Consider the following 266-nt stretch of genomic DNA (forward strand, 5'->3'; position numbering starts at 1 on the left):
GCCGCGCCGGGTCAATTTGGTCCACCGATTTGCCGTCACGGCCGGAGATCCAGTGCACGGGAGCGTCCAGATGAGTGCCCGCATGCTCTCCCACGGTCATGTCGTTCCACGCCCAGGCGGGACCGGCGTCGTCGAAGTTGCTCACTGCGGAAAGGCTCAGTCCAACAGTGTTGGCGAAGGGATCCGGGAGATTGAGGATCGGCGTGTCCCTGCTCAGCGGCGTCGTGAGGTCCAGGACTTCCACCGACTTTTCCCCAAGTGCCATC

At 63.5% G+C, this 266-nt stretch carries 1 protein-coding gene; it reads right to left on the minus strand.

What is annotated here, in order from left to right; all coding sequences use genetic code 11:
- Window positions 1-265: cyclase family protein (locus SB754_RS20725; protein ID WP_410784239.1), on the minus strand; the 265-nt coding region annotated here is incomplete at its 3' end.
- Between the last annotated feature and the right edge of the window lies 1 nt (window position 266).

This window comes from Leifsonia sp. SIMBA_070, assembly GCF_046534635.1.
Classification (GTDB): Bacteria; Actinomycetota; Actinomycetes; order Actinomycetales; family Microbacteriaceae; genus Leifsonia.